This window comes from Streptococcus infantis (assembly GCF_047463635.1).
Lineage (GTDB): Bacteria > Bacillota > Bacilli > Lactobacillales > Streptococcaceae > Streptococcus > Streptococcus infantis_W.
This window is the reverse complement of record NZ_JASHDL010000023.1, coordinates 1-26318: the sequence shown is the minus strand read 5'-3', so window position 1 is coordinate 26318 and position 26318 is coordinate 1. Positions and strand designations below refer to the sequence as shown.

The following is a 26318-nucleotide window of genomic DNA, read 5'->3' as shown; positions in this document are numbered from 1 at the left end:
TATAATCAGGTTTTTCTTTGTGAAACATAGGGATTACCTCACAACTCTTCTTACCTCTATTATACGACTTTACAAAAAGAAAAGCCCTTAGAAACTTGAGTTCTAAGGACTTTGTCTTCAATCTGAAGAGCCCTCGGGCTCTTTTTACTTTATGCTCTATTCTCCTTCAAAGGCATCCTTAATATGGTCAAAGAAGCCTTTTTTCTTTGGATTGACTTTTAGATCACCTGCAGCTGCGAATTCTTTCAAGGCTGCTTTTTGTCGTTCGTTCAAGCCTGTTGGAGTCACGACATTAACAGTCACGTATTGGTCACCAATGGCACCACCACGAAGGCTAGGCGCACCTTTACCACGTAGGCGGAATCGTTTACCAGTCTGAGTTCCTTCTGGAATGACTAATTCTACATCACCATGAACTGTAGGGATATCTACTGTATCACCAAGTGCTGCTTGAACAAAATTGAGGTTCAAATTGTAGAAGATAGTAGTTCCTTCACGTTCAAACTTATCACTAGTTTCAACTGAAACCACCACGTACAAGTCACCATAAGGACCACCATTAAAGCCGGCTTCACCTTGACCAGCTAGGCGGATTTGTTGACCTGTTTCCACACCAGCAGGGATTTTTACGTGCACGCTATGGGCTTGTTTTTCATGACCAGTTCCATGACAGGTTGTACATGGATCTTTAATTTCTTGACCACGGCCATGACAGACATCACAGGTTACTTGGCGACGCATCATACCAAGAGGTGTTTGGGTATCAACATTGATCACACCTGAACCATGACAGCGTCCACAAGTAACTGGACTTGTTCCAGGTTTAGCACCAGACCCATTACAAGTACGACAGCTTGCTTCACGATTGTATTTGACTTCCTTTTCTGTACCAAAAATAGCTTCTTCAAAAGTCAAATGAACGCGATACTGGAGGTCGTCACCTTGACGAGGGGCGTTTGGATTACGTGATGCACCGCCACCACCAAAGAAGCTTGAGAAGATATCTTCAAATCCGCCAAAGCCACCTGCTCCATCAAAGCCACCGAAACCGCCAGCACCACCAAAGCCACCGTTGGCTCCAGCCGCACCATATTGGTCATAGGCAGCACGTTTCTGTTCATCGCTCAAAGTTTCATAAGCTTCTTGAACTTCCTTGTACTTGTCCTCAGCACCAGGATCCTTGTTGATATCTGGGTGATATTTTTTAGATAATTTCCGATAGGCCCTCTTGATCTCATCTTGAGATGCATTTTTCGAAACGCCCAAACGGTCGTAAAATTCAGTATTGTTCATAATTCAAGATACAAAGGGCGTTAAACGGACACAGCCAAAATAGGAGTTTTGACGACGAACGATCACGTCCTAGAAAAAACTATCTTTTTGGCACAGTCCGTAGCCCGTGTTCAGTTGCGAACACCTTTGTTCCTTTCTATTGATGTTGTGAATCAAACCTCGATGTAGGTCGGGTTCAATTCCTTTCTTTTATATTGAGTAAGAAACTTCAGAGCTCGGCTACAATTCCCCAAACGCTCTTTGTTCCTTTCTATAATTTTTATGTAAATCTTTAGAGGGTGTTTTCTATACTTCGCTTCACTTGATCAAACTCTTCATCTGATAGAGTAAATAACAAATCCTCTTCTGAATATTCGTTCTGTTCTTTAAAATAGTTGTCCGTATTCTCTGCCAACCCTAGACTTAGAATCACTTTCCTTGCAAACTCTTGATGTGCGAATCCTATAGCCGTAATGATCTGTTTATCTTGCACAAGAACTTTCGGTTGGAAATTCTCACGAGGAAGAAATTCAAAATAGTCAAAGAAGTTTTGCCAAATTCCACCTGTAAATTTCGTGTCCTTCAACAAGCCTGCTTTGGCTAATAAAAGGGGGGCTGAAGAAATGGCTGCAATTAGTATATCTTGCTCATTAAGACTTCTCAAAAACGAGATCAATCTCTCATCTTGTAGAGCAGGACCTATATTTACCATTCCTGGCAAAATCACACAAGAATACTCTTCTATACGGATTTGCTCCAATGTTTTAGTCGGTTGACAGGGTAAGCCATCCTCAGATATAACTATCGAATATTCTGAAGCTGCATAATCAATTGTTACACCAAAAGATAAAGCTAAAGTACTTGTTAAAGTGGTTATCTCATAAAGAGAAAAATTAGGATAAATGATACAAAGTACTTTTTTCATACGCAACATCCTCTATTTTACCGAAAAACAGAGGCTGGGTTGCAACCTCTGGATTTCTTATAACAAATTCGGATACTCCCTAATTATATTGATAATATCTCGAGCATTAGTTATATTTTCTGAGTAACTTCCACTCGCGCCATCATCATCTTGGTAACTATAATTACTTGTTAATGAATAATCACTTTCAATTATGTATTCTTTAACCCAATTCCTAGTATATCTACCATCCGAACTCCAGCTATCAAAGCTACCTTCTTCAGTATGTCTATTCCCTACCGAATTAATAAAACGCATTAACCAATCTACATCACTATCATTCAAATGACAACTCGCGATATCTACGAATTGCGAAAGATACTCTCTTTCTTCTTTAGTAGCCATATCATTCTCCTTTAAAGTATAACTATCTAATAACCAGGGAAATTAAATCTATAACTTAATAAATCTTTTTACTTTTCAGTAAACTCTCCGTCTACGACGTCATCGCCTGCGTTTCCTGTTGCTTGTGCGCCTTCTGCTCCTGCTTGAGCTTGTTGCGCTGCTGCGGCTTGTTCGTAGAGTTTAACAGCAAGTCCTTGAGCTTTTTCGTTCAATGCTTCAAGTTTTGCTTTCATTTCGTCCAAGTTGTTATCTTCTTGGGCTTTCTTAAGCTCATCAAGGGCAGCTTGTGCAGCATCACGTTCTGCGTCGAAGCCTTTACCTTCAGTTTCCTTGATAGTTTTTTCAGTCGCAAAGATTGCTTGATCTACTTCGTTACGAAGGTCTACTTCTTCTTTACGTTTCTTATCTGCTTCAGCGTTAGCTTCTGCATCTTTCATCATGCGGTCGATTTCTTCATCAGTCAAACCTGAGTTTGATTGAATAACAATTGTTTGTTCTTTTTGAGTTCCAAGATCTTTGGCTTTAACAGACACGATACCGTTCTTATCGATATCAAATGTTACTTCGATTTGTGGAATACCACGAGGTGCAGCTGGGATATCTGTCAATTGGAAGCGTCCAAGAGTCTTGTTATCTGCTGCCATTGGGCGTTCCCCTTGAAGAACGTGGATATCAACGGCTGGTTGGTTATCTGCTGCAGTTGAGAAGACTTGTGATTTAGATGTTGGAATAGTAGTGTTGCGGTCGATGAGTTTTGTGAAGACTCCACCCATTGTTTCGATACCAAGTGACAATGGAGTTACGTCAAGAAGGACAACGTCTTTGACATCACCAGTAATCACACCACCTTGGATCGCAGCACCCATAGCAACAACTTCATCAGGGTTCACTGATTTGTTTGGTTCTTTACCAGTTTCAGCCTTAACAGCTTCTACAACGGCAGGGATACGAGTTGAACCACCGACAAGGATGACTTCGTCGATATCTGACAAGCTCAAACCTGCATCTGAAAGAGCTTGACGAACTGGAACTTTTGTACGTTCTACAAGGTCACGAGTCAAATCGTCAAATTTCGCACGAGTCAAAGTCATTTCCAAGTGAAGAGGTCCAGCTTCACCAGCAGTGATGAATGGCAAGCTGATTTGTGTTGAAGTTACACCAGAAAGGTCTTTCTTAGCTTTTTCAGCCGCGTCTTTCAAACGTTGAAGGGCCATCTTGTCTGTTGACAAATCAATGCCGTTTTCTTTCTTGAATTCTGCTACTAAGTGGTCGATGATTTTTTGGTCAAAGTCGTCACCACCGAGTTTGTTATCCCCTGCAGTTGCCAATACATCAAAGACACCATCACCGAGTTCAAGGATAGATACGTCGAATGTACCACCACCAAGGTCGAATACCAAGATTTTTTCTTCTTTGTCAGTCTTATCCAAACCATAAGCAAGAGCTGCTGCAGTTGGTTCGTTGACGATACGTTCTACTTCAAGACCAGCGATTTTACCAGCGTCTTTAGTTGCTTGACGTTGAGCATCGTTAAAGTAAGCTGGAACTGTGATAACTGCTTTAGTTACTTTTTCACCAAGGTATTCTTCAGCATAACCTTTCAAGTATTGAAGAATCATAGCTGAGATTTCTTGTGGAGTGTATTCTTTACCGTTAGCAGAAACTTTTTCAGAAGTACCCATTTTAGATTTGATAGAAATCACTGTATCTGGATTTGTGACTGCTTGACGTTTTGCTGCGTCACCAACGATGATTTCACCGTTTTTGAATGAAACTACAGATGGAGTTGTGCGGTTACCTTCTGGGTTTGCGATGATTTTGCTTTCAGTTCCTTCAAGAACTGCTACTGCTGAGTTTGTTGTACCTAAGTCAATACCAATAATTTTAGACATGTGTTTTTCTCCTTGTTGTTTTTTCTTCTTTTTTTCTTTTTGATATTTTCCTTGCAAGCCTCCGACTTGCCTCTTATCTTTCTTTCATAGTTTAGTGTCGTTTCGGACAAGGTTTTTAAGTTCTCTAGCCTAGTTATATACAACCACCATAGCCGGTCTTAGGATGCGGTCATGGAGTTTGTAGCCTTTTTGAAAGACTTGTGCGATGGTATCTGCTGGATGCTCATCATCTGCTGGGACTGTTTGAATGGCCATATGGTAGTTATGGTCAAATTCTCCATCCGCTGGAATTTCTTCAATTCCTTCTTCTTTTAGAGCATGTACCAAACTTTCTTGCACCATTTCCAAACCCTTCTTCACATCATCTGTCAAACCTTCAACGGCAAGGGCACGCTCTAAGTTATCTAGTGATGGTAAGATTGCTTTTGCCAAATCTTGGCTGCGATAGCGTTGCAAGAGTTGACGTTCTTCATTGGCACGGCGCTGAATATTTTGCATCTCTGCATGAGCTCGAAGATATTTGTTTTCAAATTCTTCGGCACGTTCATTTGCCAAGTCCAGTTCAGACTTCTCAGGAGTTGTTTCTTCAGCTGTTTCCACAACTTCCTCTTCTTTTACTTCTTCATTTTTAATATCTTGGGCCATTTTCGCCTCCTTTAATGATTTCAATCTTAATTCACTTCATAGTGATTGCTGCTGAGATAGCGGTAAAAATCCGTCAACTTCATAGTCAAAACTCGATTGACAACATTAAGTTGATTAACCAATTGTTGATAATCCAGATTGACCGGACCTATAATCGCAAGAATTCCAAACCCACGATAGGGAATCAGGAACTTACTGCTAATCACTGCTAAGTCAGCAAGACAAGATTCTTGGCTATCCGCAACTCGGACACTTTGCATCTGGTCGCCAATCAGATTCTCTCGAATTTCCAAAGCTACCTTTTGTGGCTGATCAAAAAATTGATAGGCCGCTAAATTAGCGAAATTCAAGAGATTGACTTTCCCAGAAACTACGATATTTTCATTGAACATTTCTTTGAAGATATGCTCAATAAGATCCATAACGTTATCCGTTGTTGTGAAGTAACGTTGGATAATTTGCGGAATCTCTGTCCGAATCTTGTAGTGAATATCTAGAACAGTGTGGCCGAGGAAACGCTCCTGAATGATGCTCTTCAGTTTCAGCAAATCTTCCTGCAAGAAGTTCCTTGGAATCAGAAATTGACTGGTAACCGTTCGAGACTCGTCTAGGGTAAATACTGCTAAGGCTGTATGTTGCCCCAAAACAACGATATCAAAGGCTGTCAAACGTTGCCTGCTCGGTTCAACATCCAGTGCTACTACCGTACAGCCACTCAGGTCTGTCAGTAGATTAGCAGCCTCTTGCAGAATATCCTCCAATTTGAAGAATTCCTGATCAAAGGCTTTGACAATCTCATAAACCTCATTTTCAGCCAATCGGTCAAAATCCAGTGAGTGTTTCACATAGTACTGAAAACCAGCAACACTTGGCATCCGACCACTTGAAGTATGAGCCTTCTCAAGCAAACCTTGCTTTTCTAGAGCTGCCATATCATTACGAATGGTTGCACTGCTAGAGTTAATAGACTCTTGCAAGGCTTTGGATCCGACAGGTTCGTGCGTTTTGGTAAAGATGTCAATAATGAGATTTAGAATATCCTGCTGACGCTCTGTAACCATCTCATCACTCCTCTCTGTCTGATCAATTAGCACTCGATACACTTAAGTGCTAACCTATGATTCTATTATACACCCTTAGAAGAGAATGTCAAGATAAAAACTCAAAAAATTAGCACTCTTTTATCAAGAGTGCTAAAAATCAGTCTAAAGACCTAGAACCTTACTGTTTATCTACTCGGTATGCCCTTTTAAGTCTAAAAAAACCATAGATTAGATAAGAAATCATAAGAGCATATAAAACAAAAATAATAAAGAAAGACATAGAAAGTTCTTCTTTAAATAAACTTATACAAACAACCAAACCACCTAAGAAAGTAGCTGTACAGGAACGAAGTCTAGATCGCATAACTTCCCATCTGAGCCCCTTACTCATATAAACTTGATCCTCTGGAAGTAAATTAGAAGACGATTTACGAAGAATCGAACAAAAACCTGTTTCTATCAATTCCCAATCTCTATTTCTAAAATCTTGCAGTTCATGCTTATATTTTTTAAGAAATCTAGAATCATAGATACAGTAGATGACATCGTCTGGTTGACATTGATCAAAATAGAACAAACCAAAACGACTCGTTCTATATCTCCAACCTTTCAAATGCATCTCATGCAAATACTCTTCTTCCTTGTCCAAATCAAGAATCGTAAAAATCTTAAATTGCTTTTTATTTATCATGACTTTCCCTCCAATTTTGAACATACCTACCCTAGCATAAATCTGATAATTCCTTCTTTTTATGCCATAACTTCCAGCTAATATAAGAAACTATTAACAAAAGGATCAAAGATAAGAAAATATCTAGCCCGACTGCAAGTAAACTCCATAGACCATACGCATTACTTCTATTGAGCAATTTAAGTAAGAATGATATATGTATGGCTAGCAAAAGTAAAACAGGTACTAATCGCAGTCTTAAAATGCGATTAACCATAGCTAACTTCCCAGCAGCGTCATTATAAATTTCAAACTCGGCATTCGATTCAATTTCAGAATGTGCTTTTCTAAAATAGGAAAAACTATTAAAGTCTGTAATATGCTCCCAGCCACAATCTTTAAATAGTTGTAAATAGGAGGTTCTCTCTGATTTTTCCATTGGGTAAAAATCCAACTGATAAGACACTTGCTCAGAGTGACACTTTTCAAAGGTATACTTAACTGCAAACAGTAAGATAGAATAGCTTACTTTTCTAAGTTTCCAGCCCTCAGCATGCATTTTTCTAAGATATAAAGCCTCTCTATCATAATCCGCAATTGTAAAAATTCGATAAACAATTTTCTTTTCTATTATCCTTCCTCCCGACTGTTTCTATAGAGCCGTTCAATACGTTTCAATTCAATATCTAAGACCTTTCGTCCCAAGTCTGTAATCTGATAGATTTTCCGCTTTTCCTCTTCGCGGACAAAGGAAATCAAACCATCCTTTTCCATCTTTGACAAGGTTCCATACATAGTTCCTGGACTAATCAAGACTTGCGAATCTGTCATCTCCTTGACCTTTTGCGTAATACCATAGCCATGGCTCTCCTTTTGCAGACAGAATAGAATATAAAAACCCGTTTCAGTCATGGGAAGGTAAACCCGCCTAATCTTATCTGTTAATTTCATTTATAGCCACCTCCTATCCAGTTCAATATATCGCACTTCGTTATATAAAATATATCACACCTCGATATAAAATGCAAGAAAAAAAGATCGTCCTCACGGACAATCTTTCTGATTTATCATTAGTAAAGATCTAGGTAGTTATCAATTTCCCATTGTGAAACAAAGGTAGCGTAGCTTGCCCACTCGATACGTTTGGCTTCAAGGAAGCTAGTATAGATGTGCTCACCTAGGGCTGCTTTAACCACTTCGTCTTCTGTCAAAGCTTTCAAAGCATTGTGAAGAGTTGATGGAAGGTCTGTGATGCCAGCCTCTTTACGCTCTTCAGCAGTCATAATGTAGATGTTTTCTTCGATTGGTGCTGGTGCTTCGATTTTGTTTTCGATACCGTTCAAACCAACTTCTAAAAGAACAGCCATAGCAATATAAGGGTTTGCCATTGGATCCACGGAGCGCAACTCCAAACGTGTTCCCATTCCGCGTGATGCTGGTACGCGGACAAGCGGTGAACGATTGCGACCTGCCCAAGCGATGTAAACAGGGGCTTCGTAGCCTGGAACCAAACGTTTGTATGAGTTAACGGTTGGGTTCATGATAGCTGTATAGTTGTAGGCATGTTTGATCAAACCACCAAGGAAGTAGTAAGCAGTTTCTGACAATTGCATTCCTTTTGGATCATTTGGATCAAAGAAGGCATTGTTTCCTTCAGCATCAAACAAAGACATATTACAGTGCATACCTGAACCAGCGATACCAAATTTTGGTTTAGCCATAAAGGTTGCATAGAGACCATGTTTACGGGCAATTGTTTTTACAACTAGTTTAAAGATTTGAATCTTATCACAAGCACGAAGAACTTCATCGTACTTAAAGTCAATCTCATGTTGGCCTACAGCAACTTCGTGGTGACTTGCTTCAACTTCAAATCCCATTTTGGTCAAGACGTTAACAATCTCACGACGAGTGTTGTCAGCAAGGTCTGTAGGCGCCAAATCAAAGTAACCACCCTTGTCATTTACCTCAAGAGTTGGATCTCCATTTTCATCAAGCTTAAATAGGAAGAATTCTGGCTCTGGTCCAAGGTTGAAAGATTTGAATCCAACTTCTTCCATGTGACGAAGAGCACGTTTGAGGTTTCCACGAGGATCTCCCGCAAATGGTTCCCCTTCTGTTGTATAGACATCACAGATCAATCCTGCGACACTACCGTTCTCATCTCCCCAAGGAAAGACTGTCCAAGTGTCCAAGTCAGGGTACAAGTACATATCTGATTCATTGATACGAACAAACCCTTCAATAGAAGATCCATCAAACATAGCCTTATTTGACAAGACCTTGTCTAGTTGTTCATCTGTAGCAGGAATTTCGACGTTTTTCATAGTTCCCAAAATATCTGAAAACATGAGACGGATAAAGGTTACATTTTTTTCCTTAACTTCACGACGAATATCTGCAGCTGTGATTGGCATGGTTTTTCTCCTTATATATGACGACTAGCGGTTGCCTAACCGCGACCAAAAGGTGATTGTTGAGAAGCAAAGCGACTTTGCTGGAGAACTTCATTCCGAAGGGCTCTACGCACTTCAGTTTGACTCACTGGTTTTTTAGACTTCGCCTCACGTTCAGCATATTTTTTCTTGATGGCAGCAATGTTAAGACCTTCAGAGATATAATCTTTAATCTCAAGCAATCGATCCATGTCATTCAAAGAATACATACGGCGATTGCCCTCGTTACGATCAGGCTTAATCAATTCCTGGTCTTCATAGTAACGAATTTGGCGCGCCGAAAGATCGGTCAGTTTCATAACACTGCCAATAGGGAAAACTGCCATATTGCGACGAAATTCTTTTTCCTTCATGTACACTTCCTTCTTTCTGTCTATTATAGTCTAAAAAAATTCAATCGTCAATCAATAATGTTATATCTTATAACATTATTTTTCTTTTTTCTCTAAAATACTTCGTAAACGATCAATATCGTAATTTACAAGAATTGCCACAAAAACACCCATAAATGTTTCAAAAACTCGGGCAAACACGTACAAAACAGTCTCACCATTTGGAATTGATAAGGTAATAATCAACATAGCCGCAACTCCACCGATAACACCTGCTTTATTGTTCATAGCAACATTTGTCATAATGGTTAACATGGTGCAAATTGGAACAACAAGGAGGGTTACCCAGAAGGAGCCGTGAAAAAGATTATTTAAGAGAAAGAAAATCAGGGCATAAAAACCACCGATACTATTTCCGAGAATACGAGAAGTACCAAAATGAACACTCTTGTCAAAGTCTTCTCTTAAACTAAAAACTGCAGTCAAGGCTCCAATCTGAAGTCCTTTCCAACCAAAAAAACCAAAAATCATGAGAACTAAAAAAACAGCGATCCCTGTCTTGAAAGTTCGCATCCCTAACTTAAACTTGGATTTGTCAAATCTATACTTTTTAAAATAACTCATCATTTCAACTTTCTATTTCCATTTTACCATAAATTTACCTATTTTTGAGAAGGGGATGCAATAAACTGATGGAAATAGAAAAGAGAAGGAACTTAATCCTTCTCTCTTATAATCAATATTCTATTTTTAGAACAAATACATGAAAGCTAAAGTCAAGAGACTAGCGAATAAGCCCACTCCCCAGAAAAAGAAGTCGACCTTCCACTCACTCCAAGCTTGGCCTTTCCCAGAAAGCCCCCCCAACTCAAAATGATGGTGAACTGGTGTCATACGGAAGATACGTTTTCCTCCAGTCAACTTAAAGTAGGTGACTTGCATCATAACAGATGTTGTTTCAAAGACATACACTAGACCAATCAAAAGCAGCGTCCATTCTTGGTGCAGTGCCATGGAAATAGCCGCCAACATCCCTCCAAGGGCTAGGCTACCTACATCTCCCATGAAAACTTTAGCAGGCTTGTGGTTAAAGACAAAGAAGCCAAGAAGACCACCAATCATAGCTACAATCACTAGTAAGATATCGAGCTGATTTTGCACATAGGCAATCACTCCATAGGCAGATAGACTAATCACCACAGAAATACTTGCCAAGCCATCGATCCCGTCAGTCAGGTTAACTGCGTTTGAAAAACCAACTAACCAGAAGAGGGCAAAGAGAATATATAGAACACCTAAATGCAAGGGATAACCAAATACATTTAAGATATCTCCACCTCTTTCATAGAAGAAATAGAAGATAACTCCTCCGACCAACTGAAGCAAGAGCTTCTGTTTAGGATTAAGTCCTTCATTGATTTTTCGGAAAACCTTGAGGAAATCGTCCAAGAAACCGACCAAACCATATAAGACCAGGATAAAGAGGATCATTCCGACATTATTGGTTAATTGATTAGTCACGAGAGCAAGGACCAGACTAACTAAAACTCCTGCTAGGAGAAAGACGAGTCCTCCCATTGTTGGTGTCCCGGCTTTTGCTTGGTGTTGTTTGACATCTTCATGCATCTGTTGACCGGTAATCTGTGCTTTATGGTAAAAACGGATAAAGGCTGGAATTCCTATGACTGTTAGAATAAAGGCAATCACTCCAGCAAAGATAGAAATAAGCATTCTAATCTCCTAATGTTATTTTTATTTTCTGTAAATCTTTTAAAGCTGTATTGGCACGAACACTTTGCTTTTTAACAGTTTCTCCTGTGCCTTCAAACTCAACTTGGATATTCAGCCATTTGGCAAAGGTTTCAACATTTTTCTTAGACCAGCCATATAAGTCAGGCATCTCTTCTACCTTATCTGAAAGGAGTAAGATTTGCTGATTGGCGTCTAGATTGGTTCCTTCTGCTACAGAGCTTTCTTTGATTTTTGTTCCCGAACCGATAACAATTGGTTGTACAAGGTTACGACGGAGTTCCTCAGCTAGATCTCCAGGGCTATAATCCTTCATTTCTGGCATGGCATAACTAGTTGTAGATGTTACCTGATCCAAGCTTTTAGCTGTTGATTGAAGATTGAGTGTATCTTTCATTGCTGAAGCTCTTTCCAGAATAGGGTTGGCAAATTCTCCTAACTGTATTCCTGAGTAATGTTCTGGCTGTTGAACGGTCACATAGAGGATGAAATCTGGATTTTCAGCTGGGTGCATAGAGACAACTGAGAAAATATAGTTGGTTGAACCTTTTAGATAACCTCCATTTTGTTCATCCGCAATCTGGGCAGTCCCTGATTTCAATGCCACATTATAGCCAGGAACGTTGATTGTCCCTTTCCCTGTACTATGATTGTACATTGTACCATAGGCAGGATCTGTACCAACCATCACCATGTGGTCTCGAGTCAGGCTAGCTGCTTCCTTGGACACAGGATTTCCCACAACTTCCTTTTGTGACTTACGTACTGTTTGATCATTTGGATCATAAAGGGCACTGATAAATTTAGGCTCCAACATAACCCCATCATTGGCAATAGCCGTAAAGGCACGAAGCATCTGGGTTTGCGTAACAGAAATCCCTTGACCAAAGGAACTCATGGCAATATTAACGATATTATCTTCAGGGAGTTGACCAGCATACTCTTCACTCATCCCAAACCGAGTCGGAACTCCAAATTTGAAACGATTGAGATAGTCTAACCAAGTAGCATCACCCATTTTCTGCTCAAGGAGAGTCATACCGATGTTACTAGAGTGAGCAAAACCTTGCGAGAAGGTCATCATTCCACCACTAGTCAGACCTTCATTGACATCCCAGTCTTTGATGGTAGCATCCGCCACCTTCAGTTCACTACTGTTGAAATATTCTCCTCCAGGGAAGGTATTGTTATCTATAGCTGCTGCTAAGGTCATGACCTTCATGGTTGAACCTGGTTCATAGTTACTTTGGTAAAGGATATCACGCCAAACAAAGTCCTCTGTAATCCCTTCTTTGGTATCAGCATCAAAGGTCGGCCTTTGAGTCGTGGCCAGAATTTCTCCTGTCTTGGCGCTAACCAAGGTCGCAGTCATGTACTTGCCTTTCACTTTTTCCTGGAAGGCATCCATTTGGCTTTCCATAAAGGATTGCAAAGGACTAGATATTGTCGTGTAGACATCTTTTCCATCTACGGTTTGTTGAGTGACTTGTTCCGTACCTGGAACGATATTCCCCAAACGATCCTTTTCATAGGTAATAATACCATCTGTCCCTGCTAACAATCTATTCAAGGAGCTTTCAATACCAGATGTGCCAATAAGGCTCTTTGAACCATCTTCATTTTCATGAAGCTGGGCTAGACCAATGAAGGATGAAGCAAATTTCCCATTTGGATAACTTCGATTGGGGCTTGTGGTAAAGTCCACTCCCTCAACCTTGGCAGCTTCTAGATCCTTTTTTATGGACATCATATTTGCGTAGGTAATCCCATTTCCTTTAGTACCAAAGGAAACCTGTTTGAGATTGGGTTGAGAGAGTTGATCTTTGACGTAGGTCTCCTCCATATCCAAGTACTTATGGAAAATTTCGGCTACCTTATTGTACTGAGATTCCTCAACATATAGAATATCTCCATTCGCAGACTTATAATCCTTATCAATGACCGCATAAACATTGTAGGAGGTTGCATCTTCTGCAATCGGAGTTCCATTACGATCATAAATGGTTCCCCTCTTAGCAGGGACTGTTCGAGTTGTTTGATGAACCTTATAAGCTTCTTTGACCAGGTCAACACCAAACTTCTTTCCCGTACCAATAATCACCGCAAAGTTAACCAAAAAAACAGCAAAGAGAATGACAGCCAAGAGACTAAGGCTTTTTCCAACTCGTCTGCGGTTTTCTAGAGGAGTTCTGCGATTCTTAATGGCAAAGTGTACTATTTTTTCTTTCCATGTTTTCATATATTACTCCGCCGATCGGATATTTCCATTGTTTAATTGCAAGTCTTGCGAATCCGCGACACCCGCCAGACGTTCTGAGCGAATCAATTCATTGACTTCTTGCTTAGCGTTGTCCAGCTCCGTCTTTTTCTCCTCAATCTGTCTGTTGACAGTTGTCAAATCACTTTGAACTTGCAGGAGCTTGGTTTGCATATAGATCACACTGATGGCTAAGACAAGAGCTGTAATGGCAATCGAAAGGTAAAAGGCCTTCTCAACACGTGAAAATCTCTTGATACGAGCTTGCAGTAATTGGCTCGTTGTTTCTCTTTTTTCTACCATTTTATCCCCTTACTTATGAATTTTTCGAGCTACTCGTAACTTGGCTGAGTGGGAACGATTATTGGCCTCCAACTCCTCCTTGCTTGGTAGAATCGGTTTGCGAGAGACTAATTCCATCTTGGGCTTAAGATCATCTGGGATGAAAGGCAAGCCTTTTGGCACTTCTACTGTTGAAGCTTCCTTGAACAATTGTTTGGTCAAGCGATCTTCCAGCGAATGAAAGGTAATGACCGAGATTCTTCCGTCCACTGCTAGTAATTCCATAGCTTGTTGGATGGACTCATCTGCAGCTCCTAATTCATCATTGACCTCAATACGGATGGCTTGGAAAATTTGCTTGGCAGGATGACCTTTTTTCTTGAGTTCCTTGGCAGGCTTAGCAGACTTGATAATCTCTGCTAATTCTGTTGTTGTCTCAATCGGCTTCAACTCACGCGCCTGTTCAATCTTTCGAGCAATCTGTTTGGAGAATTTGTCTTCTCCATACTTGAAAAAGATTCGCACCAAGTCATGATAATCATAGTGATTGACAACCTCATAAGCTGTCAAACTAGCTTCCTGATTCATCCGCATATCCAGTGGCGCATCCTTCTTATAAGAAAAACCTCGCTCACGTTGATCTAATTGCGGGCTCGAAACTCCCAAGTCATAACAAATGCCATCAATTTCTTCTACACCTGCTTCTTGCAAACGTGACTGCAAATGACGGAAGTTGTCCTTGATGAAGGTGACCATTCCTTTTTCGATATAAGGTGCCAGACGTTTTTGGGCATTGTCAATGGCATTCTGGTCCTGGTCAAAGGCATAGAGATGCCCTTTCTCACTTAGCTTACTTAATAAATACTCGCTATGGCCTGCTCCTCCCAAGGTCGCATCAACGTAAACACCATCAGGTTTTACATCAAGCATATCAATGGTTTCATGGAGCATGACCGTTACATGATGAAATTCTTTAGTCATATCTTATCTATTTTACCACAATTCTGACTAGCTTGCACTCGCTAAAGCAAAAACCTTTCCTTGTTACTTTATCACTTGTATTCAGCAGGCGACTCTGCTACCTGAGCTAGTTTAAGTATTGTAGCAATCTCAGAGACCAAAACATACTCATTACATCCTTTAAAATAAACCACACAAATAGGTATTTCTCTATTCAAACAAAAAAGCTGAGTAAATATGGAGAGAGCATATATCTTAGAAGATAATACTCCGTTCTAATTTTTTAGTTATCTACTTTAATCACTCCAACATTTTAAAAATTCATATCAAATTTCCGTATCAACTGTCCTATTATTTGTTTTAACCATTTCTCTGACTTGCTGGCGTTGTTCCTCATTTAGATTCAACTTCTGTAGTTGTTTTTCAATATTAAATTCTGAGGTATTGTATTTCTTATCATACATATCTAATAATTTATTACGAAGAATAGGCTCGCTGATTAAATGAATTTCTTTTAATAGTTCTTCTTCATTTCCTTCCTGCTCCTCTTCTCCATTAAGTCTTTCAATCATAGAATTAATCTTCGTTAAGGCAAAATCACCATAAATATTATCAATCAAATTTTCCTTCATGATTTCTTGTATATTTTTAGCGAAAGTATTTTGTAAAACTTTTCCTTCTGAATATCCAGTTTCTTGATTCTTTTCAATCATAATCACATTTCCTGGTTTAATATCCGAAAGCATGTAAGGAGAATGAGTTGTGAAGATGAGTTGAATCTCCCTACCGTTTCCCTCGTCTTCCAATATTTCAGAAAGATTATTAATGAGAATTTTAATTAATCTCCTAGACCATTCTAAGTGCATTCCTGTTTCTAATTCATCAACTAGAAGTATAATATCCTCATCATTTTTTTCATACATCAGTAAATACGAATAAAGTTGTGAAAATATTTCAATTAAGTTTCCTTCCCCAGTTGACATATGATAATCAGGAGTCTCTTTTAACAAATCATAATTATTAAAGCTTTTATTTAAATCATAACATAAATCACGCATTAATCCTTTCAATTTTGTATACTGAAGTAGTCTGTCATTAAGGTCTTCAAATAATCTTCTGTTAGTATTAGAGTATTTCAACAAAATTGAAGAAGAATCATTATCAATTAAAGAACCATTTTCTCGGATTTCTTTAAAAATTTTAACTATAGCAATTATTGATTCTACATACTCTTTTCTGACTTTACCTGTTCCATCCTTTAATTTATTATCTTCCTCCTTTACTTCATTTTGGTTTAATTCTTTTACTATATCTAAAAGTAAATTAAATCCAGAGTCCTCATAATCAGAAACATCTTCCTTTAAATATTTTTCGCATTCATCCAATAAAGGTTCAGACAAACATTTCTTTATAAATTCAATTTCTTCATAAAAAATATTATGTATGGACTTATATATTAAAAACCCTATAGCATTTATTCCTCTCGGAATTGAGTCGCTATAATCTTTTAAACCATAGTATTCAATCTTTAATGAACAAGATAAAGCTGAACTAATAATTTCACGATCGCTTAACCAAAAATATGAATTGATAAACATTACTAATCCTTTTGGATTCAATGCTGTACGATATCCAATAGTTCCTCCTCCCTTACTTTGTAAATTAACATATAAAATATTTTTATCCTCTTCATAGTATTCTGGATCACAATCAAAACTCCCATCTTGTTTTCTATAAAAAGTTCCCCCAGCTGGTAAATTCTTAACAGATAAATTGGTAGAAGAAATTTTAAATCTTACTTTGTCTTCCCGTTTTCCAAGTTCAAAAAGGAAAAAATATTGATTATCAGGATCATGTTCGAATTTATCTGGTGAGTAGTAGCTAATTATGTTTAAAACTGTTGTTTTCCCAGTTCCATTTATCCCAACTATTGGCGAAATATTATAAATAGATTCTCCATAAAAATTTTCAATATAATCTGGATTTTTATCAATTCTTAATTCATTCGTTTCAAAATCAAAATTTACTTTATATTCGTCTGAAAAATTAAAAATTTGATTTTTAAAAAGTTCATCATACTGTTTAATCACCAAAGCAATTAATTTCATTCTTCTTCTCCCACTAGTCCAATTTCTTTGCTAATATCTGTAACCATTTTTGAAAGTGGTCTATTCCCATAATTTTCTTGGTCTGTGTAATAACCAACTATCATTCTATCTATTTCAGAGTCTGAAAAATATTTACTTGAATCCGCAAATATTTGACATAAACCTGCTTTATAATCTTTATTATAAATTTCATGTTTCCATAGCAACTCTTGAACTATATCCGCATGTAGTTTGTATAGATTTCTTGTATCAATCACATATTTATCCTTCAATAATTTCTGTCTGACACTTAATTTATCCTTGCTTTCTAATTGTTTTAACTCCTCCTCCGATATGTCATCCTTGATTATAATATCAATACTTTCTGAATTATTAATAAAATCTGCAGACTTTATATTCAAAGAAAATTTCAACAATTCATCAATATCAGTTATACTTTCGTCATAGGGAGAGATATAAAATTTACTCGTACTCTTTTTATTATTACAACCATAACAAGAAGGAATTAGATTGTAAAAACATAAAGCGAATAGAGGATATTCATTCTTAGGGAAAAAATGATCCAGTTGGCTCGTATTTGCTTCTTCCGTCACATTAATAAAATTACGATTACAATATGGACAAACTGTGACACCAGTTATGCGAACTAACTCTTTTTTGTCTATTTTATTATAATGGGATTCCAACTTTTCTTTGTATCGTTCAACAATATAATCCTTCAATTTTGTATGAGATTTTTTAGTATAAATTCCATCAAACTTGTAGCTTTGCACTAAATCATTAAACGATTTTTTTGAGCTCATCATTTCAACCAAAATATCCATTTTATCCGGAAATATATCTTCAAAGTCCTTTACGAATTCAGATTTTAAATTCTTCTTAATCAAGTCGATAAATTCTCTTGTATTCTTTGTTCTATCAACAATAATCCGTATATTGTCAGTCAAATTTTTCTTTTTTCGAATTTTATCTAGATTATCATCAATCTCATATGATAATATTCTTTTCAGATTAATACTAGTACTTACTCCTCTAATATGCCCTATTTTTAGCTGCTTAATTTCCTCATCACACTTTTCTATAAAATCGTTTTTTAAATGACTATAAATATGATTAACCAAATCAGAAAATTTCTCCACATGTATTTTAAAAACCCATTCAACATCAGATGAGCTATCTATTTTTTCCTTTACGTTTAGTAAGGTAGAGTAGTCCGCCGTCATAAGTTTTAGAAAGGCTCTATCTTGTTGTGTAAAATAGTCTTCCAATCCATTGTGAGATCCAAAATTCTTAAAAATTAACATATCTAATTCGTCTTTTTCTGGTAATTTCTCATAAATATAACGACACAATTCATATACTTGTTTAGAATTGCCCTTTTTTATCGGAATCATTTTTCACCTCTAAAGCTTAGTTTAATCATAATTATACCACAAAAGACCGTTTTTACGGCCTTTTGTTTATATATTAACTATCTAAATCTGCCGAAGATTCTGTAATCACTGCTTCTAGTGCCGTCGCATTGCCATGAATATCTGATAAATTTGCGATTTTATGGTTCATGATACTCTCCTTCTGTTTGGTAATCTACACTATCTTCCGCTACTTGAGCCAACTCCACTTCTTCCTGAGGGTTCAACTTTCTTTGAACGACTTCTGCTACTGCTCTTGGTATACCAACTGCGACAATCTCATCCACGCTGGCTTCCTTGATTTTTGTCAGAGATTTGAAATATTTCATCAAATTCTGCTTGCGTTTTGGACCCAGGCCTTCAATTCCATCCAATTGAGAGGAGAAGGAATTTTTAGAGCGCAGTTGACGGTGGAAGGTGATTGCAAAACGGTGAACCTCATCCTGAATGCGTTGTAGGAGGAAGAATTCCTGCGAATTACGAGACAACTCTACCACCTCAAGTGGGTCTCCAAAGAGCAATTCATGAGTTTGGTGCTTGTCATTCTTTTGCAGACCTGCAATCGGAATATCTAACCCCAACTCTTCTTGAATAACCTGCTTAGCGATATTGACTTGTCCTTGTCCCCCATCAATGACAATCAAATCTGGCGGTGTCAAGCTATCACGCTGGACGCGCCCATAGCGTCTGCGAATAACCTCTCGCATGCTAGCATAGTCATCTGGTCCCACAACTGTTTTTATCTTGTACTTGCGGTAATCCTTCTTGCTCGGTTTCCCATTGACAAAAACAACCATGGCAGAAACTGGACTAGTCCCCATGATATTGGAGTTGTCAAAGGACTCGATACGGACAGGTGTCGGAATTTGTAAAAGTCGCCCAAGATTTTCAATAGCCCCTTGAGTCTTTTCAACTGATTTCTCTAACAGATTAAACTTCTGCTCCAAGCTTACACGCGCATTTTTGATAGCGAGATTGACCAGTTGTTTTTTCTCCCCACGTTGGGGCTTTAGAACCTTGGTATCCACCAAGGCCTTGACGGCTTCTTCATCGATATCCTGAGGAATCAAAATTTCATTAGGAACCAGGTGAGATTTTTCTTGATAGAATTGTCCTACATAGGTCAAGAAATCCTCATCTGGATCATTGTAGTAAGGAAAGAGATTGACATCGCGTTCAATCAACTTGCCCTGACGGACAAAGAAAACCTGAACACACATCCAGCCCTTGTCTACATAGTAGCCAAAGACATCACGATTTTGGAGATCCTTGGCCATAACCCGTTGCTTGGTCCGGAGCGTTCCAATAGCTTGAATCAAATCACGGTATTCAGCCGCACGCTCAAATTCCATACTCTGGGCTGCCAAGTTCATCTTACTTTTGAGATCATCAATGATTTTGTCATCCTGCCCCTTTAGAAAATCAGAGACTTCTTGAGCCATGGCTTTAAAATAAGCCTCGTCTTTCTTACAGATGGTGTGAGCCACGCACTGCCCGATATGGTAATAAAAACAAACCTTCGATGGTGGATTAGTACACTTGCGAAAAGGGAAAATCCGATCCAGAAGTCGCTTGATTTCATTGGCCGCCCCCACATCCGGATAGGGTCCAAAATAGAGACCTCCGTCTTTCTTGACCTGACGGGTGATAATCAAGCGAGGATAGCGCTCATTGGTAATTTTGATGAAAGGATAGGACTTGTCGTCCTTGAGCATAATATTGTATTTAGGCTTATTTTCCTTAATCAAGTTGATTTCCAGAAGGAGGGCCTCAATATTGGATTCCGTAACAATAAACTCAAAGTCCACAATCTCAGATACCAAGGCTTCTGTCTTGGTATCATGACTTCCACGGAAATAGGACCGTACACGATTGCGTAGATTTTTGGCCTTTCCTACATAGATAATCGTACCGTTTTTATCTTTGTGAATGTAACAACCAGGGCTGGTCGGCAAGAGCTCTAGTTTTGATTTAATCAAGTTATTCATAGTTCCATTATAGCAAAAAGCCCCCTGCATTGCTTACATCGAGGAGCTCTATTTTTCGTTGAAAATCACTTATTCTCCAGACTCATAAAGTTCTTGAACTGCTTGAACATCTTGAGCCTGAATACCATAATAAGAACCTGCTGGCTGCATGACTGACACTTCATTAGTATGTTCCAAGCCAATGGCATGTCCTAACTCATGCTCTGCCGTATGCAAGATACGATCATAGGTATAGCCATAGTTTGGATTAGATAAATAATAATGATTCAAACGAACTGTTACTGAAGTAAATTGTTTGGTAAGGAGATTTGTCTGACTCTCTGCCTCACCGGCAACAGATGTGGAACCATCATTCATTTCAGTCGCAAAAATAGTTACTTGGTCAGGTTCTGTCACAACTACAAAATTAAAAGCGCCAGTCTGATTCCAGTTGGCAATAGCTTCGGCATAAGCCTTTTGAAAGGTTGCATCCATTTGAGGATCAATATAAATTGTCGCCTGCGCTTGGGGCCATTTTACTCCTGAATCTTGATGATGATCAGTCTGAGACAAGCCTTGCAACTTACCAGTTTCTTGCCATTGATGCCAACCTGCTTGACCAACTTGAACAAGTTGCCCCGCTTGATTGAAGATACCAGATAAATCTCCCGTCACATACCAGAGAATCCCTAAAGCAATGAGAATTAAGACTACAAGAGTCCACACAAGGCGCCAGAACATGCGCCAAATCCCTAGTAACAATCGACATAGAACACGAATAATCCAGAACATGATTTCCCGCCTTTCTAAAAAAATAAGAACCCATCTTTAAGCCATGGATTCCCATTCTAAAGATAGATTCCTTATTTTACTTGAGTAAGCTGAAAGAAAACTAAAACTAAGACAAGCGTTCTTCCAAAACAAAATCAATTGGCAAGGTAGCCAAAAACCGTTCCAATTGTTTTTCCCAATAATACCACTCATGGGTCCCTGCACTGTGGCTATAGGTCACATCAAAACCAAGTTTCTTGAGATTCTTCACTGCTAGATTATTGGCAGCATACAAGAAATCTTGTTCACCACACCAAGCCCAGAGTTTGGTCTTCTTGTCTGATTTGTTAGCAAGAGTTTCAAGTGAGTAAGGACTAGTTTCCCAGTTATCAAGCTTACCAAAAACACCTCGCCAGTAAGCAAGCGACCCAAGATTTTGACTTTCTGGAGAAAACTCTTCGAAACTGAGAGCACCAGAAAGACTAGCTGCATGTGAGAAACGGTTAGTTGATAGGGCCAATTTGAAGGAACCGTAGCCTCCCATTGATAGACCAGCGATAAAAGTCTTTTCACGCTTGCTAGACATATTAGGGAAGAAGCGTTTGAGCACTTTAGGCAGTTCTTCTGCTAGAGCTGTATAGTAGTTATAGCCATACTGAGTATCTGTGTACCAGCCATTACTTGTATTTGGCATGACAACAATTAGATTGGTCCCTCGCACCAAGCGCTCTACATTGGTCCGTTTGAGCCAGCTATTATGATTCCCTGACATCCCATGTAAGAGATAGAGGACAGGAATATCTGTAGAATCTGGCTCCTCAACCCGAGACGCATCTGGGTAGAGAACATTCACTCCCCACTCCATATCTAAAACTTCTGAGTAATACTCAATCTTCATTACTGCCATAACTTGCTCCTTATTCGTTTAAGATAAGAAAAAGCCGAAACTCGACTTTCTCTTGCTATTTGATCCTATTTTGCTTCCATGACTACTGGTAAGATAGCTGGGCGACGCTTGGTTTGGTCAAAGAGGAACTTAGCCAAATGATCACGTACCTTACCTTTGAGTTCAGCCCAATCAAAATCTTCACCTTGGAGGTAATCTTCTACTGTTTGATTGACTAACTCTGTACTTTCGCGCAAGATATCACGACTCTTCTTGAGATAGACAAATCCACGCGTGTGCACTCGAGCTTTAGCAATGATTTTTTTCTCACGACGGTTAACAGTGATAGCCACGATGAAAATACCATCTTCTGACAAGACCTTACGGTCACGAAGGACGACATTCCCAACATCCCCGATAGCATTCCCATCAATCAAGATATCGCCTGCTGTCACTGCACCAGATGGAACAAAGTCCCCATGCTCATAAGACATGGTTGTTCCTTTTTTAGGGATGAAAATCCGTTCCGGCAACATACCAACTGCCATAGCCGCCTTAGCATGGGCATCCAACTCACGGTATTCTCCTTGGATCGGGAAGAGATATTTAGGTTGCAAGAGATTGATCATCAATTGCAAATCACGCGCATTCCCATGGCCTGAGACACGTAAGCTATGAGTAATTGGCTTGACAACTCCACCCGCTTGGTAAACCATATTTTCTACACGTGCCATCACCGCTTCCTTGGCGATTGATGGCGTTGTAACGATATAAACTAGGTCACCTTCTTTGATTTCAACATAACGGTGACGACCGATAGACATCTTGCGTAGGCCGTTAATGGGTTCACCCATACGTCCAGTTTCAAGGATGATCAATTCGTGATCTTCAAAACGAGACATATCTTTTGGTTTAATCAAAAGATTTTCACTTGCTAGAGACAATTTTTTCAAGCGAATCGCTGTACGGACGATATTTTCAATGTCAAATCCTGTCAAGACAACACGGCGTCCAGTCTCCGCAGCTGCATCAAAAACTTGCTGGATACGAGAAAGGTTACTTGCAACTGCAGCAACGATGATGCGTCCATCCCAATCAGAGATGGTTTGCGTGATTTCTACACCAACTTCATTTTCACTAGCTACTTGGATATTGCTATCTGCATTTGCTGAGTCACTAAGCAAAGCCAAGACCCCTTCGCGACCAATCTCTGCCAAACGCCCAAAGTCAGTGGCGTAAGATTCACTAGCCGTTTGGTCAAACTTGAAATCCCCTGTATAGACGATGTTTCCTTCAGATGTTTTCAAGACCACACCCAAACTTTCTGGAATAGAGTGGGTTGTACGGAAGAAGGATACTACCGTTCCACCAAAATCAATCTCTGTATTTTCATCAATGACATGGAAATCATCAAATTTCTTGACGCTGTCATTTCCCTTAACAAAGAGTTTGGCCAGTTCGATAGTCAACTCTGAGCCAAATACAGGAACCTTAGCTTCTGCCAAGAGATAAGGGAGGGCGCCAATCGCATCCGCATGCCCGTGTGTTAGGAAGACCCCAGCAATACGGTCACTATTTTCAAACAAATAGTCCATGTTGGGAATAACGACATCGACACCCAACTGTTCATTTTCAGGGTATTTCAAACCTGCATCTAATACAAAAATCGAGTCGTTAATTTCTGCGATGTACATGTTTTTACCATTTTCACGCACACCACCAAGTGTTGTTAATTTAATAGTATTCATTTTTCCTCCGAATAGTCACTTCAACTGTTTGTAGAGCTTTAAAAGCTCTCTTTTTCTGAAAGTCCAATTCACTTTCAGCCGAATCTTTTCCATTCATTATACCATTTTTTTACTAATTTTCAAAATGAATCTCACACATAATCCGACTTCAACTATCTCTTTCCTATCATTCTTACAGATACTGGAGGAGAGTTTGCTGGTAAAAAACAGGAATGACCTGCGCCCTAAATGTTAGATTTTTCTTGGCTGCTGGTCAGCATTATATGGCTTTTATAATGAATGAGCACTTATCCCCTTTCTATTTCAGCAAATCAAAAACAAGTGAACAGCATGTTAGCAGAGGCTTTCAAAATTGACCAATCTGAGTATACTATCTCTCATAGCTACCAAGGATAGGAATAGCACCATGATTTTTATCATCAATTTTTTAATAACAAGTATTTTTATAAATAAAAAGGACACGATGATTCCCTTCTTTAGTGCTTGGAAATAGAATCTCGTTCTAAGGCTATGAAAAAATGTTTAAGCCTCTGAACCGAGTGTGACATGAGATTGTAAACAATATTGACTATTATAGTGGATTAAAATAAGATATGAACAAAGAAATTAGGAAAGTCAAATAAATTTCTATAAATGTTTTAGAATCCGTAGCCTACTATTCTAGGTTCAATCCACTATACTTAAATACTCAATGAAAATCAAAGAGCAAACTAGGAAGCTAGCCGCAGGTTGCTCAAAACACCGTTTTGAGGTTGTGGATATAACTGACGAAGTTAGCTCAAAACACTGTTTTGAGGTTGTAGATGGAACTGACGTAGTCAGTATCCTACATATACGGTAAGGCGACGCTGACGTGGTTTGAAGAGATTTTCGAAGAGTATAAAATCAAACTAAAAGGACTCAGCCCTGTGCAAGACAGAACTAAATCCTTCGCTTGAATTATTTGTGTAACTTTCTGAAATCGATATAAATCAATCCTAGACTTACAATTTTTTATTTTCCAAGGTAGTATTCAGAAACTACGTTCAATTTTTCGTCGAATTCGAATACCAATGGTGGGAAGTTAGGGATTTCCACGTCCATGATTTCGTCGTCTGACAAACCTTTGATGTGTTTTACAAGAGCACGGATTGAGTTACCGTGTGCTCCTACGAATACGTTTTTACCATCTTTAAGAGCTGGAGCGATTTTATCTTCCCAGAATGGAAGGGCACGTTCCAAAGTCACTTTCAAGTTTTCAGCATCTGGGATAACTGAGTCGTCAAGTGAAGCGTAACGACGGTCAGTGTGAGCTGAGTGCTCATCATCACGATCCATTGCTGGAGGCAATACATCGTATGAACGACGCCAGATGTGAACTTGCTCATCACCAAATTGCTCAGCAGCTTCAGCTTTGTTTTTACCAGTCAAACCACCGTAGTGACGTTCATTCAAGCGCCATGATTTTTCAACTGGAACCCACAATTGGTCAGAAGCTTCAAGAGCCAAGTTAGTTGTTTTGATAGCACGTTTCAATACTGAAGTGTAAGCTTGGTCAAATTCGATACCAGCTTCTTTGATCAATTTACCAGCGTCAATCGCTTGTTGTGTACCTTTTTCAGACAAATCAACATCAGCCCAACCAGTGAAAAGGTTAGCTTTGTTCCATTCAGACTCACCGTGGCGAGCAAAAACCAATTTTACCATTAGATGGATTCTCCTTTTATTTTCCGAGGCTTCCCTCGTTTATCTATTCTATTTTACACAATTTTTCACAAAAAAGCTAGTCAAAATCGACTAAAAAGAGAAGAGGTGAACGCCCCTTCTCTCAATAAACAGCTATTCTTGAACTTGAAATTGTTTCAAGCTTGTTAAAAAAAGGGCACCACCGATGACAATGACGATGCCACCAATCCAGCCTAAAAATGGAATCAAGCCTACTACAGAACCTACGATTAACAAAATAGATGGTGCCATTGAAATACGCTTATCATCCTTATAGTAGATTAGAGAGAGAATTCCAAGAATAAGAGTTGCGATTTTTACTAAGGTAAAAACAATGAAGATAATCGCTAAAACTACTCCTGCAAAATCTTCATTCGCAAAAATAGATGCAACCATTAATATTACGACTGGCAAAATTGCCAAGAGCGAGCCTGCAATAGTCCCAATAATTCCAGAAATCTGCGCTAGTGTTTTTGTCTTCATAAATGTCTCCTTCAAATTGTAATAATTGTTATTCTACCATATTTTAGGTTAAATTCAAAGCTCTTCCAAGTAGACCACAATATCATCAGTGGCACTTTATTTTCCTTAATTCATATAGTAAATTGAAATAAGGTATGAACAATTCGATTAGGAAAATCGAACTAATTTCTAGAAATATTTTTAGCAGTCGTAATGTACTATTCTAAACTCAATTTGTTATATATGAATTTCCAGAACAAAAATCCCTAAGTCCTTTTCTACCATTTGTCAAGTATATCAAGGTATTTGATGAAAAATAGTTTGATTTCCATAGTCAAACTAAGGAAATTGTCTTTTTCTGAACTAAAGTTTAGTGAAAAAAGTGTACACTAA

The 26318-nt window shown here is 38.7% G+C and carries 24 protein-coding genes and 1 pseudogene; all 25 read right to left on the bottom strand.

Annotated elements, in window-relative coordinates:
- Positions 1–156 precede the first annotated feature (156 nt).
- On the bottom strand, positions 157–1293 hold the full coding sequence (gene dnaJ / locus QM867_RS09840) for a molecular chaperone DnaJ (RefSeq protein WP_075231535.1): 1137 nt from the start codon (positions 1291–1293) through the stop codon (positions 157–159).
- A 271-nt stretch (positions 1294–1564) separates the two neighbouring features.
- Positions 1565–2197 (bottom strand): DJ-1/PfpI family protein, encoded by a 633-nt coding sequence (locus QM867_RS09835; RefSeq protein ID WP_075231536.1) that lies wholly within the window; start codon positions 2195–2197, stop codon positions 1565–1567.
- 57 nt (positions 2198–2254) lie between these two features.
- On the bottom strand, positions 2255–2581 hold the full coding sequence (locus QM867_RS09830; RefSeq protein WP_075231537.1) for a hypothetical protein: 327 nt from the start codon (positions 2579–2581) through the stop codon (positions 2255–2257).
- Between the two features lie 68 nt (positions 2582–2649).
- The gene (gene dnaK, locus QM867_RS09825) at positions 2650–4473 is read right to left on the bottom strand and encodes a molecular chaperone DnaK (protein ID WP_045763636.1); all 1824 of its coding nucleotides are present in this window, start codon (positions 4471–4473) and stop codon (positions 2650–2652) included.
- Between the two features lie 129 nt (positions 4474–4602).
- Positions 4603–5118 (bottom strand): nucleotide exchange factor GrpE, encoded by a 516-nt coding sequence (gene grpE, locus QM867_RS09820; RefSeq protein ID WP_045763635.1) that lies wholly within the window; start codon positions 5116–5118, stop codon positions 4603–4605.
- Positions 5119–5144: 26 nt separating this feature from the next.
- Positions 5145–6179 (bottom strand): heat-inducible transcriptional repressor HrcA, encoded by a 1035-nt coding sequence (hrcA, locus tag QM867_RS09815; protein WP_414315672.1) that lies wholly within the window; start codon positions 6177–6179, stop codon positions 5145–5147.
- A gap of 160 nt (positions 6180–6339) precedes the next feature.
- On the bottom strand, positions 6340–6852 hold the full coding sequence (locus QM867_RS09810; RefSeq protein ID WP_061759562.1) for a DUF2812 domain-containing protein: 513 nt from the start codon (positions 6850–6852) through the stop codon (positions 6340–6342).
- A gap of 31 nt (positions 6853–6883) precedes the next feature.
- Positions 6884–7462, bottom strand: a complete 579-nt coding sequence (locus tag QM867_RS09805; RefSeq protein WP_061759561.1) for a DUF2812 domain-containing protein — start codon at positions 7460–7462, stop codon at positions 6884–6886.
- Positions 7462–7782, bottom strand: coding sequence for a PadR family transcriptional regulator (locus QM867_RS09800; RefSeq protein ID WP_061759560.1), 321 nt, complete (start codon positions 7780–7782; stop codon positions 7462–7464). Before QM867_RS09800 ends, QM867_RS09805 begins: the two co-directional genes overlap by 1 nt.
- Positions 7783–7901: 119 nt before the next feature.
- A complete protein-coding gene (gene glnA / locus QM867_RS09795) occupies positions 7902–9248 on the bottom strand; it encodes a type I glutamate--ammonia ligase (RefSeq protein ID WP_045763630.1) in 1347 nt (448 codons plus the stop codon).
- A gap of 35 nt (positions 9249–9283) precedes the next feature.
- A complete protein-coding gene (gene glnR / locus QM867_RS09790; RefSeq protein WP_000659543.1) occupies positions 9284–9640 on the bottom strand; it encodes a transcriptional repressor GlnR in 357 nt (118 codons plus the stop codon).
- 75 nt (positions 9641–9715) lie between these two features.
- Positions 9716–10243, bottom strand: coding sequence for an FUSC family protein (locus tag QM867_RS09785; RefSeq protein WP_075231555.1), 528 nt, complete (start codon positions 10241–10243; stop codon positions 9716–9718).
- A gap of 126 nt (positions 10244–10369) precedes the next feature.
- Positions 10370–11350, bottom strand: coding sequence for a phospho-N-acetylmuramoyl-pentapeptide-transferase (gene mraY / locus QM867_RS09780; protein ID WP_414315671.1), 981 nt, complete (start codon positions 11348–11350; stop codon positions 10370–10372).
- A 1-nt stretch (position 11351) separates the two neighbouring features.
- Positions 11352–13607 (bottom strand): penicillin-binding protein PBP2X, encoded by a 2256-nt coding sequence (gene pbp2X, locus QM867_RS09775; protein WP_414315670.1) that lies wholly within the window; start codon positions 13605–13607, stop codon positions 11352–11354.
- Positions 13608–13610: 3 nt separating this feature from the next.
- The gene (gene ftsL / locus QM867_RS09770; RefSeq protein WP_414315669.1) at positions 13611–13928 is read right to left on the bottom strand and encodes a cell division protein FtsL; all 318 of its coding nucleotides are present in this window, start codon (positions 13926–13928) and stop codon (positions 13611–13613) included.
- 9 nt (positions 13929–13937) lie between these two features.
- Positions 13938–14888 carry a 16S rRNA (cytosine(1402)-N(4))-methyltransferase RsmH gene (gene rsmH / locus QM867_RS09765; RefSeq protein ID WP_414315668.1) on the bottom strand — a complete coding sequence of 317 codons (951 nt, stop codon included), beginning with the start codon at positions 14886–14888 and terminating at the stop codon, positions 13938–13940.
- 305 nt (positions 14889–15193) lie between these two features.
- Positions 15194–16975, bottom strand: a complete 1782-nt coding sequence (locus QM867_RS09760) for an AAA family ATPase (RefSeq protein WP_414315667.1) — start codon at positions 16973–16975, stop codon at positions 15194–15196.
- Positions 16972–18369: an HNH endonuclease gene (locus QM867_RS09755; RefSeq protein ID WP_414273301.1), complete on the bottom strand. Its 1398-nt coding sequence runs from the start codon at positions 18367–18369 to the stop codon at positions 16972–16974. The genes QM867_RS09760 and QM867_RS09755 overlap by 4 nt, the downstream gene beginning before the upstream one ends.
- A gap of 94 nt (positions 18370–18463) precedes the next feature.
- Positions 18464–18538: pseudogene (locus QM867_RS09750) on the bottom strand (phosphoesterase); the annotation flags it as partial.
- On the bottom strand, positions 18528–20375 hold the full coding sequence (gene uvrC, locus QM867_RS09745; protein ID WP_414315666.1) for an excinuclease ABC subunit UvrC: 1848 nt from the start codon (positions 20373–20375) through the stop codon (positions 18528–18530). The gene uvrC and the pseudogene QM867_RS09750, both read right to left, overlap by 11 nt.
- 69 nt (positions 20376–20444) lie before the next feature.
- The gene (locus QM867_RS09740) at positions 20445–21146 is read right to left on the bottom strand and encodes a M57 family metalloprotease (RefSeq protein ID WP_414315665.1); all 702 of its coding nucleotides are present in this window, start codon (positions 21144–21146) and stop codon (positions 20445–20447) included.
- A 106-nt stretch (positions 21147–21252) separates the two neighbouring features.
- On the bottom strand, positions 21253–22032 hold the full coding sequence (locus QM867_RS09735) for an alpha/beta hydrolase (protein WP_075231552.1): 780 nt from the start codon (positions 22030–22032) through the stop codon (positions 21253–21255).
- A gap of 65 nt (positions 22033–22097) precedes the next feature.
- Positions 22098–23759 (bottom strand): ribonuclease J, encoded by a 1662-nt coding sequence (locus QM867_RS09730; RefSeq protein WP_414315664.1) that lies wholly within the window; start codon positions 23757–23759, stop codon positions 22098–22100.
- 993 nt (positions 23760–24752) lie between these two features.
- A complete protein-coding gene (locus QM867_RS09725; RefSeq protein ID WP_045763384.1) occupies positions 24753–25445 on the bottom strand; it encodes a phosphoglycerate mutase in 693 nt (230 codons plus the stop codon).
- 132 nt (positions 25446–25577) lie between these two features.
- Positions 25578–25946, bottom strand: coding sequence for a hypothetical protein (locus tag QM867_RS09720; protein ID WP_414315663.1), 369 nt, complete (start codon positions 25944–25946; stop codon positions 25578–25580).
- Positions 25947–26318 lie beyond the last annotated feature (372 nt).

What these genes read in the sequence shown, in the direction of transcription:
- QM867_RS09740 (WP_414315665.1), bottom strand. Translation starts at nt 21,146, where the DNA reads ATGTTCTGGATTATTCGTGTTCTATGTCGATTGTTACTAGGGATTTGG.
- QM867_RS09720 (WP_414315663.1), bottom strand. Translation starts at nt 25,946, where the DNA reads ATGAAGACAAAAACACTAGCGCAGATTTCTGGAATTATTGGGACTATT.
- dnaJ (WP_075231535.1), bottom strand. Translation starts at nt 1,293, where the DNA reads ATGAACAATACTGAATTTTACGACCGTTTGGGCGTTTCGAAAAATGCA.
- QM867_RS09800 (WP_061759560.1), bottom strand. Translation starts at nt 7,782, where the DNA reads ATGAAATTAACAGATAAGATTAGGCGGGTTTACCTTCCCATGACTGAA.
- glnA (WP_045763630.1), bottom strand. Translation starts at nt 9,248, where the DNA reads ATGCCAATCACAGCTGCAGATATTCGTCGTGAAGTTAAGGAAAAAAAT.
- QM867_RS09730 (WP_414315664.1), bottom strand. Translation starts at nt 23,759, where the DNA reads ATGAATACTATTAAATTAACAACACTTGGTGGTGTGCGTGAAAATGGT.
- glnR (WP_000659543.1), bottom strand. Translation starts at nt 9,640, where the DNA reads ATGAAGGAAAAAGAATTTCGTCGCAATATGGCAGTTTTCCCTATTGGC.
- uvrC (WP_414315666.1), bottom strand. Translation starts at nt 20,375, where the DNA reads ATGAATAACTTGATTAAATCAAAACTAGAGCTCTTGCCGACCAGCCCT.
- QM867_RS09735 (WP_075231552.1), bottom strand. Translation starts at nt 22,032, where the DNA reads ATGGCAGTAATGAAGATTGAGTATTACTCAGAAGTTTTAGATATGGAG.
- QM867_RS09835 (WP_075231536.1), bottom strand. Translation starts at nt 2,197, where the DNA reads ATGAAAAAAGTACTTTGTATCATTTATCCTAATTTTTCTCTTTATGAG.
- QM867_RS09810 (WP_061759562.1), bottom strand. Translation starts at nt 6,852, where the DNA reads ATGATAAATAAAAAGCAATTTAAGATTTTTACGATTCTTGATTTGGAC.
- hrcA (WP_414315672.1), bottom strand. Translation starts at nt 6,179, where the DNA reads ATGGTTACAGAGCGTCAGCAGGATATTCTAAATCTCATTATTGACATC.
- rsmH (WP_414315668.1), bottom strand. Translation starts at nt 14,888, where the DNA reads ATGACTAAAGAATTTCATCATGTAACGGTCATGCTCCATGAAACCATT.
- QM867_RS09725 (WP_045763384.1), bottom strand. Translation starts at nt 25,445, where the DNA reads ATGGTAAAATTGGTTTTTGCTCGCCACGGTGAGTCTGAATGGAACAAA.
- QM867_RS09785 (WP_075231555.1), bottom strand. Translation starts at nt 10,243, where the DNA reads ATGAGTTATTTTAAAAAGTATAGATTTGACAAATCCAAGTTTAAGTTA.
- QM867_RS09830 (WP_075231537.1), bottom strand. Translation starts at nt 2,581, where the DNA reads ATGGCTACTAAAGAAGAAAGAGAGTATCTTTCGCAATTCGTAGATATC.
- ftsL (WP_414315669.1), bottom strand. Translation starts at nt 13,928, where the DNA reads ATGGTAGAAAAAAGAGAAACAACGAGCCAATTACTGCAAGCTCGTATC.
- dnaK (WP_045763636.1), bottom strand. Translation starts at nt 4,473, where the DNA reads ATGTCTAAAATTATTGGTATTGACTTAGGTACAACAAACTCAGCAGTA.
- pbp2X (WP_414315670.1), bottom strand. Translation starts at nt 13,607, where the DNA reads ATGAAAACATGGAAAGAAAAAATAGTACACTTTGCCATTAAGAATCGC.
- QM867_RS09755 (WP_414273301.1), bottom strand. Translation starts at nt 18,369, where the DNA reads ATGATTCCGATAAAAAAGGGCAATTCTAAACAAGTATATGAATTGTGT.
- mraY (WP_414315671.1), bottom strand. Translation starts at nt 11,350, where the DNA reads ATGCTTATTTCTATCTTTGCTGGAGTGATTGCCTTTATTCTAACAGTC.
- QM867_RS09760 (WP_414315667.1), bottom strand. Translation starts at nt 16,975, where the DNA reads ATGAAATTAATTGCTTTGGTGATTAAACAGTATGATGAACTTTTTAAA.
- grpE (WP_045763635.1), bottom strand. Translation starts at nt 5,118, where the DNA reads ATGGCCCAAGATATTAAAAATGAAGAAGTAAAAGAAGAGGAAGTTGTG.